We start from the raw sequence: 8,501 nt of genomic DNA, 5'->3' as shown, positions 1-8,501 counted from the left end.
ACTGCCCGTACTGCGGGGGAAGGCCGTACTGGCCGGGCTGTCCGTAGGCCGCCGGGTTGTACTCGGGGGTTCCGTACGGCTGGGCCGGATAGCCCGGCACCGGCGCCTGGCCGTACTGGGGGTACTGCTGGGGGGTGTAGGCGGGCGGCTGCCAGGCCGGGGCCTCACTGTCCGCCGGCTGCCAGGAACCGCCGGCATCCCCACCTGCAGGGGTGTCGCCCCCCGCCGCCTGCCAGGGGTTCGGCTCAGATCCCTGCGGTCCGCTCATCGTCTCTCCTCGGGATAAACAACACCTCAAAACGCCCCAACAGTAGCGTTTGCAACACCCTACCCGCTGTCAACAGCGACGACGCCGCGCCGGATGTCGTCGATCGCCCGTTTCGCGGCACGTCGCAACCCCGCGTCCGGCGCGGCGTTGCGCACCTGATCGAGCAGGTCCAGCACCTGCCGGCACCACCGCACGAAATCACCGGCCGACAACGGCACTCCATCGCCCGCCACGTCGGACGCATCCAGTGCGGCGGCCAGGTTGCCGGTGGTCGCCCAACGGTAGACCGCCGGCACGAAGCCCTCGTCGGGCTGCCGGGCCGGAGTCAGCCTGTGCCGGAGTTCCTCGGCGCGCAGCGCATCAGCCAGCCGCCGGGTCTCGGCCAGAGCCCGGCGGACCGCCGGTGTCGGCATGTCGATCGCGTGAACGGGGGTGGGACCGTCACCGCCGCGGGATTCGAAGACCATCGCCGACAGCACCGCAGCAAGTTCGGCGGCCTGCAGGCCCTTCCACACCCCGCTGCGGAGGCACTCGGCAACCAGCAGGTCGCTCTCGCTGTAGATACGGGCCAGCAGGCGGCCGTCGTCGGTGACCCGCGGCCCGTCGGTGTCGGTCCCGGAGACAGCGCCGATGTACCCCCGCTCCGTGAGCAGGCCGACGATCCGGTCGAAGGTCCGGGCCAGCGAGTTGGTGGCGGCGTTGATCTTGGCCTGGATCTGCTCGTTGTCGCGTTCCACCCGCAGATACCGCTCAGCCGCCCGAACCGCGGTTTCCCGGTCCGCCAGCCGATGGGCGGGATGGCGGCGCATCGACTCACGCAGCGCAAGCAGTTCGGGATCGACGCCGGGCTCGTCGGATCCGCCGCGCCGCCTGCGCTCCGATGGAACGGTCAGCCGCTCACCGGCCGCCCGCAGCGCGGAGGCCAGGTCGCGGCGGACCTTGGGCTGCCGGTGCTCGACCCGCTTGGGCAGCGCCATGGAACCCACCGGAGCGGCCGCGCCCGGATAATCCACCGAGGAAATCCTTCCAGCCCAACGGTTTTCGGTCAGCACCAGCGGCCGCGGATCATCGGCGTCGCGGGCCGGTTCCAGGACCACCGCCAACCCGCCGCGGCGACCGCTGGTGATACTGATGATGTCGCCGCGACGCAGGCTTGACAGCGCGCCGTTGGCTGCCTCGCGGCGCTGCAGCCGCGACACCCGCGATTGGGCGCGTTCCCGCTCGCCGATCCTCGCCCGCAACCGCGCATAGTCCAGAACCGCCGGCTCGACGTCGGTCGACCGCCGGTCCCACCCCAGTTCGGCGGCGATCTCGTCGAGCATCCTCTCCCCGCGCTGAACCCCGCGCACCAGCCCGACCACCGAACGGTCGGCCTGATACTGCGCGAAGGACCGTTCCAGCAGCGCGTGCGCGGCCCGGGGGCTGAGCTGGCTGACCAGGTTGATCGTCATGTTGTACGACGGCGCGAACGAACTTCGCAGCGGGAAGGTGCGGGTGGAGGCCAGACCGGCGATCTCGGTGGGATCGGCGGTGGACTCGTGCGGGTTCCAGATCACCACCGCGTGACCCTCGACGTCGATGCCGCGCCGCCCGGCCCGCCCGGTCAGCTGGGTGTACTCCCCCGGCGTCAACGGCATGTGCTGTTCGCCGTTGAACTTCACCAGCTTCTCCAGCACCACGGTGCGCGCCGGCATATTGATGCCCAAAGCCAGTGTCTCGGTGGCGAATACGGCTTTGATCAGCCCGGCGGTGAACAGTTCCTCGACGGTATGGCGGAACGTCGGGAGCATTCCGGCGTGGTGGGCCGCCAGCCCGCGCAACAGCCCCTCGCGCCACTCGTAATAGTCCAGCACGGCAAGGTCGGCGTCGGCCAGATCCCCGCACCGCCGGTCGATCACCTCGGCGATGCGGGCCCGGTCCTCCTCGGTGGTCAGCCGCAGCGGACTGCGCAGGCACTGTTTGACCGCCCCGTCGCAGCCCGCCCGGGAGAAGATGAAGGTGATCGCCGGCAGCAGTCCTTCGCGGTCCAGGGTGGCGATGACGTCGGGCCGCGACGGCGGTCGGTGCAGCCCGGACCCGCCGGGACGGCCCCCATCCCGGCGACCGCGACGGCGGGGTTCCCAGTCGACCAGGCGGTCGGCTTCGCGGCGGTTTGCGATGTGGCGCACCAACTCCGGGTCGACGCGGGGGGACTTTCCGGCCGCGGCGGAGTAGTCGAACAGGTCGAACAGCCGCTTGCCCACCAGCATGTGCTGCCACAGCGGTACGGGCCGGTGCTCGTCGACCACCACGGTGGTGTCGCCGCGCACGGTCTTGATCCAGCCGCCGAACTCCTCGGCGTTGCTCACCGTCGCCGACAGGCTGACCAGGCGAATCTCCTCCGGCAGGTGCAGGATGACCTCTTCCCATACCGCGCCCCGCATCCGGTCGGCCAGGAAGTGCACCTCATCCATCACGACGTAGGAAAGACCCTGCAGCGCTTCGGAGCCCGCGTACAGCATGTTGCGCAGCACCTCGGTGGTCATCACCACCACCGGGGCGTCACCGTTGATCGACTGATCGCCGGTCAGCAGTCCGATTCGCTCGGGGCCGTAACGCCGGACCAGGTCACTGTGCTTCTGATTGCTCAGCGCCTTGATCGGCGTTGTGTAGAAACATTTCTGACCGGCCTGCAGGGCGAGGTGGACGGCGAACTCCCCCACCACGGTCTTGCCGGCGCCGGTCGGCGCGCACACCAGCACCCCGTGGCCGCGTTCAAGGGCCTCACAAGCCTGCACCTGGAAGGGATCGAGCCGGAACGTCAACTGACCGGCGAAGTCGGCTAGTCGGGCGGCGTCAGGTGATGTCGTCATGGATGAGGCCGGTGCGCACGGGCGCGGCCACCGGGGACGGCGGTTCGATCGGCGCGGCCTGGTCGTCGGGGATCTCGGACTCGGCTTGCCGCTTGGCTTTACGCCTGTCGTGCAGGCGCGCGACCTGGATGGCCAACTCCAAGAGCAGCGTCATCGCAAATCCCAGCGCCAGCATCGAGAACGGATCCGACCCGGGGGTGGCGACGGCGGCAAAGGCGAAAACCGCGACGATCAGGCCCCGCCGCCAGTCCCTGAGTTTTTCGTAGCTGAGCACCCCGACGACGTTGAGCATCACCAGCAGCAGCGGGAACTCGAATCCGATTCCGAAGACCAGCAGCAGGTTGATCAGGAACCCGAAGTACTGGTCACCCGAGAGTGCGGTGACCTGGACGTCGCTGCCCACGGTCAGCAGGAAGTGCAGCGCCTTGGCCAGGACCACATAGGCCAGCACTGCGCCGGCAATGAACAGCGTCGCAGCGGAGACCACGAACACGACGGCGAAACGGCGTTCGTTCTTGTAGAGGCCCGGTGTGATGAACGCCCACAACTGGTGAAACCAGACCGGACAGGCCAGCACGATCCCCGCGGTCAGCCCGACTTTGAGTCGCAGCATGAACTGGTCGAACGGGGCGGTGGCCAGCAGCCGGCAACCGCCGTCGGCACTGATGTCGGCCCGCGCCGCGGGGGGCAGCGAGCAGTAGGGTTGGCGCAGCAACTCACCGAGGCTCTCCACGCCGAACAACCCGTGGCTGTACCAGATGAAGCCGACGATCGTGGTCAGCACCACCCCCGCCATCGAGATCAAAAGCCGGGTGCGCAGTTCCCGCACATGCTCGACCAGTGACATCGAGCCGTCCGGGTTGGTCCGGCTGCGCCGCTGGTTTGGGCTTAGGCGGGACAGGAATCTCGGTGTGCGCACGGCGTCTACCTAGCGGCGCGCGGGGCGCCGGCGGGTCGGCCCGATTCAGACCGGGCGGACGTCGGTCGGGTTCGGCGCCGGGGCCTCGACCCGCTCGGAGGTCACCCGGGTGGGCTGGGCCACAGGAGCCGGGGCGGGTATGGGAGAAGCCTCGGTCGCCGGCTGCTGCGGGGTGACCGGGTTGTCGGCCTTGCTCTCCGCCTGCAGCTCTTTGACCTCGGATTTGAAGATTCGCATCGACTTGCCGAGCGACCGCGCGGCGTCCGGGAGCCGCTTCGAGCCGAAGAGCAGCACCACTACCAGTATGAGGATGGCCCAGTGCCAGGGACTGAGAGCGCCCATTATCTACCTCCAAGTGTCGTGACGATGCTACCCGCCCCGGGCTCACCTTGGTCAGGGTATGCGGCATAGGCCGCCAGCGCGTCGGCGGCCGACGCCCGGACCAGTTCCGCCAGCGACGCCGGACCCAGTACCCGCACGTCGGCGCCGAATCCCAGAATCTGCCGGGCCACCCACTCCTCGGCGGCATAGGTGAGTTCGACTTCGCAGTAGCCGTCGGGCAGTTCGCTGACCACCCGCATCGGGAAGTACTCCAGCATCCAGGCGGCTTGCGGTGAAATCCGCAGCCTGGCCGACGGCAGCGACGGGTCGGCGTCGAACAGCGCGGTGTTCGTCGGCGCCTCCACCGCCGGTCCGGGGGCGGCGGCCGGTTCGTCGAGCACCCGGGCGTCGAGGATCCGGTCGAAGCGGAACAACCGGACCGCCTCCGCCTCCCGGCACCACGCCTCCAGATAACTGTGGTCACCGACCAGGACCACGCGGATCGGGTCGACGACGCGCGTGGACTGGGCGTCGCGGGACGCCGAGAAATACTCGATCTCCAGTGCTCGCTGGTCGTGGGCGGCCCGGCGGGCCGCCGCGGCGGCCGCGCTCTCCGCCGCGGCAGACCGACCGGCCGCGCCGGGATCGCCGGCCGTGCCCGCCGCCGCCTCGATCTTGGCGATGGCACTGCGCGCCGCCGCCGGATCGACGACGCCCGGGATGTCGGCCAGCGTGTTGAGCGCCATCAGCAGACCGGTGGCCTCCATGGAGGTCAGCCGCAGCGGGCGGTCCATACCGGCCGAGAACGTCACCTCTATGTATTCGTCGGAATGCGCGAAGTCGATGAGGTCCCCGGGCCCGTAACCCGGCAGGCCGCACATGAACAACTGGCCGACATCGGCGACCAGCTGCTTGCGGCTCACCCCCAGGTCCGCAGCCGCTTTGGCGTAGCTGACCCGGGGATTGGCCAGGAAGTACGGGACCATGTTCAGCATCCGCACCAGGCGGGCCGAGCCCGCGTTCACGACCGTGCCTGGGCGGTCAGGCGGGCCACCACGTCGTCGCGCAGCGCGGACGGTTCGAGCACCAAGGCATCCGCTCCGTGGCCGGCGACCTCACGCGCCAGCCAGTCCGGCGCCACCACGTCGACCTCGATGACATCCCCCTCGCGTCCGCCGACCTCAAGCCGGCCCGCCACCCGGCCCACCCGGCGCAGCGAGACGGCGCGCCCGTCGGCCACCCAGATCGTCGCCGGCTCCCCCGCACGACTCCCGGCCTGTCCCCGGCGCACCGCCGCCTCGATCGACTCGTTGACCAGCGCCCGCAGGTCCACCCCGTCGGGCCGGCTCACCGCGCCCTGCGCTCCGACGGCTTTGACGTCCGGGCCGATCCGGGAGAGCCGGAAGATCCGGGTGTCGTCGCGGTCGCGGTCGTGGCCCACCAGGTACCAGCGACCCTGGGCGGTGACCACCCCCCAGGGCTCGACGGTGCGCGCGCTGTAGGGCTCGACCGGCGTCGACCGGTGCCGGAACTGCACCGCCCGTCCGGACTCGACGGCGGCGAGCAGAACGCCCAGGGCTTCCTCGGATCCGCGCAGGCCGGTGGGACCGGCGCCGGTGGTGATCGACACCTCGGCCACCGGGTCGATGTCGACCCCGGCGGCGCGCAACTTCAGCAGCGCGGTCTGGGTGGCGGTGATCCGCTCGGGGGACTCCCACAGATTGGTTGCGACGGCGACGGCCGCCGACTCCTCGGGGGTCAGGTCGATGTCGGGCAGCGCGTAGGCGTCGCGCTTGATCCGATAGCCGTCGATGGTGTCGAAGATCGAGGTCCGGCCGGTCTCCACCGGGATGCCCAGGTCCCGCAGTTCGTTCTTGTCGCGCTCGAACATCCGGGAGAACGCTTCGCCGGACGGGCATTCGCCGTAACCGGTGACGGTCGCGCGGATCTTCTCCGCAGTGAGGAATCCACGGGTCGAGAGCAGCGCGATGAACAAGTTCGTCAGCCGCTCGACCTTGTGAGTCTTACCGGGCGTCACGCGGCCAACCTTAACCGCAAACGGTCCAGCCGACCGGCAGTCACATGCCGGGGATCACATGGCGGCGATGAGACGCTTGACCCGCTCGTCGCTGGACCGGAACGGGTCCTTGCACAACACCGTGCGCTGAGCCTGGTCGTTGAGCTTGAGGTGCACCCAGTCCACGGTGAAGTCGCGGCCGGCCTGCTGGGCGGCGGCGATGAACTCCCCGCGCAGTTTCGCCCGGGTGGTCTGCGGCGGGGTCTCCACGGCCTCCTCGATCTCCTCGTCGGTGGTCACCCTGGCCGCCAGGCCCTTGCGCTGCAGCAGGTCGAAGACGCCGCGGCCCCGCTTGATGTCGTGGTAGGCCAGATCCAACTGGCTGATCTTCGGATCGGACAACTCCATGCTGTACCGGTCCTGGTAGCGCTGAAACAGCTTGCGTTTGATGACCCAGTCGATTTCGGTGTCGACTTTGGCGAAGTCCTGGCTCTCGACGGCGTCGAGTTGGCGTCCCCACAGGTCGACGACCTGATCGATCTGGGTGCTGGGTTCGCGCGACTGCAGGTACTCGACCGCCCGGGAGTAGTACTCCCGCTGGATGTCCAGCGCGCCGGCCTGCCGGCCGCCGGCCAGCCGGACCGGGCGGCGGCCGGTCAGGTCGTGGCTGACCTCGCGGATGGCCCGGATCGGGTTGTCCAGCGAGAAGTCCCGGAACGGCACCCCGGCCTCGATCATCTCCAGAACCAGCGCCGCCGAGCCCACCTTGAGCATGGTTGTCGTTTCGCTCATGTTGGAGTCGCCGACGATCACGTGCAGCCGCCGGTACTTCTCGGCGTCGGCGTGCGGCTCGTCCCGGGTGTTGATGATCGGACGGGACCGGGTGGTCGCGCTGGAGACACCCTCCCAGATGTGTTCGGCCCGCTGCGACAGGCAGAAGGTGGCCGCCTTGGGGGTCTGCAGCACCTTGCCGGCGCCGCAGATGAGCTGGCGGGTGACCAGGAACGGCAACAGCGAATCGGAGATCCGGGAGAACTCGCCGGCCCGGACGATCAGGTAGTTCTCGTGGCAGCCGTAGGAGTTCCCGGCCGAGTCGGTGTTGTTCTTGAACAGGTAGATGTCCCCGCCGATGCCCTCGTCGGCCAGCCGCTGTTCGGCATCGACGAGCAGATCCTCCAGAACCCGCTCCCCGGCCCGGTCGTGGGTGACCAGCTGGGTCAGGTTGTCGCATTCGGCGGTGGCGTACTCGGGGTGGCTGCCCACGTCTAGATACAGCCGCGCACCGTTGCGAAGGAAGACATTGGAACTGCGGCCCCAGGAAACCACCCGCCGGAACAGGTACCGGGCCACCTCGTCGGGGCTCAGCCGCCGGTGGCCGTGAAAAGTGCAGGTCACACCGAACTCGGTCTCGATGCCCATGATTCTGCGCTGCACGTGTAGAGCCTACTGGTTATCAGCCGGGGGCGGCATGCCAGCCGCTCCCGCGACGGGCGGCCGCGGGCGCGGCGGGCACCCGGCCTCGCAGCAACTACGCATTGTCCGCAACGTCTCGCCACCGGCAAAGCGTGACCCGCGCGACCCGATCGGCGTGGTGTGTCCTTGCCCCGGCGGATTTTTTACTAGGCTGGCGTGTGTGACTCCGGATGCCAAGCGCTTGGGCCGCAGGATCTGGCTTGTGCTGGCCGCGGCGGCAGGCGTGGGCGTGGTCGTCCTGAGCTGGCGGGTTCCCGAACCACAGACCCGTCCCGTCCCGGCCGAGGTCGAGAGCATGTCGTACCTCAAGATCACCCCGCAGCCGCAGGTGTCGGCGCCCAGCTACGGGGCCCGCTAGCCGCCGGTGGGCGGGACGACGGCCTCCAACGCCGGGCCGGTGATTCGCCGGAAGGCTCGCCGCGGTCGGTTGGCGTCCAGGATCGCCACCTCCAGAGTGGCGGGCCCGAGCGCCCGGGGCTCGGGCGATGGGGTGGCGTTTCCGGCGGTGCTGGTGATTCCGGCCCGCAGCGCCTCGACGGCGATTCGGACGGCATCGGCCAATTCGGCGTTCTCCGAGTAGGACTCGTTGAGCGCGCTGATGATCGGTTCGGTGGTGCCGCCCATCACGACGAAGTGCGGTTCGTCGGCGAT

The 8,501-nt window shown here is 69.4% G+C and carries 7 protein-coding genes and 2 pseudogenes; 1 reads left to right on the top strand and 8 read right to left on the bottom strand.

Going from position 1 to position 8,501, the window contains the following annotated elements:
- The 7 genes and pseudogenes from ADBZ5U_RS02525 to pafA form a co-directional block, all read right to left on the bottom strand.
- Positions 1-268 (bottom strand): annotated as a pseudogene (locus tag ADBZ5U_RS02525) (DUF4333 domain-containing protein); the annotation flags it as partial.
- 59 nt (positions 269-327) lie between these two features.
- Positions 328-3,120 (bottom strand): DEAD/DEAH box helicase, encoded by a 2,793-nt coding sequence (locus ADBZ5U_RS02520; protein WP_526262022.1) that lies wholly within the window; start codon positions 3,118-3,120, stop codon positions 328-330.
- Entirely contained in the window at positions 3,104-3,967 is an 864-nt protein-coding gene (gene tatC / locus ADBZ5U_RS02515; RefSeq protein WP_526262066.1) for a twin-arginine translocase subunit TatC, read from the bottom strand. The genes ADBZ5U_RS02520 and tatC overlap by 17 nt, the downstream gene beginning before the upstream one ends.
- 117 nt (positions 3,968-4,084) lie before the next feature.
- Complete coding sequence (tatA, locus tag ADBZ5U_RS02510; RefSeq protein WP_526262020.1) at positions 4,085-4,381, bottom strand: Sec-independent protein translocase subunit TatA; 297 nt, start codon at positions 4,379-4,381, stop codon at positions 4,085-4,087.
- A complete protein-coding gene (locus ADBZ5U_RS02505) occupies positions 4,381-5,385 on the bottom strand; it encodes a helix-turn-helix transcriptional regulator (protein WP_526262018.1) in 1,005 nt (334 codons plus the stop codon). The genes tatA and ADBZ5U_RS02505 overlap by 1 nt, the downstream gene beginning before the upstream one ends.
- A complete protein-coding gene (locus tag ADBZ5U_RS02500) occupies positions 5,382-6,398 on the bottom strand; it encodes a helix-turn-helix transcriptional regulator (RefSeq protein ID WP_526262016.1) in 1,017 nt (338 codons plus the stop codon). Before ADBZ5U_RS02500 ends, ADBZ5U_RS02505 begins: the two co-directional genes overlap by 4 nt.
- 54 nt (positions 6,399-6,452) lie before the next feature.
- Positions 6,453-7,811 carry a Pup--protein ligase gene (gene pafA / locus ADBZ5U_RS02495; protein ID WP_526262014.1) on the bottom strand — a complete coding sequence of 453 codons (1,359 nt, stop codon included), beginning with the start codon at positions 7,809-7,811 and terminating at the stop codon, positions 6,453-6,455.
- A 199-nt stretch (positions 7,812-8,010) separates the two neighbouring features.
- Between pafA and ADBZ5U_RS02490 the strand changes: the two genes are divergently transcribed.
- Positions 8,011-8,208: a hypothetical protein gene (locus tag ADBZ5U_RS02490; protein WP_526262012.1), complete on the top strand. Its 198-nt coding sequence runs from the start codon at positions 8,011-8,013 to the stop codon at positions 8,206-8,208.
- A gap of 26 nt (positions 8,209-8,234) precedes the next feature.
- On the opposite strand, the pseudogene ADBZ5U_RS02485 reads toward ADBZ5U_RS02490, so the two are convergent.
- A pseudogene (locus ADBZ5U_RS02485) lies at positions 8,235-8,366 on the bottom strand (proteasome subunit alpha); the annotation flags it as partial.
- Positions 8,367-8,501: the final 135 nt, after the last annotated feature.

It is taken from the genome of Mycobacterium sp. (genome assembly GCF_040398885.1).
GTDB lineage: Bacteria > Actinomycetota > Actinomycetes > Mycobacteriales > Mycobacteriaceae > Mycobacterium.
This window is presented reverse-complemented; position numbering and strand designations above follow the sequence as displayed.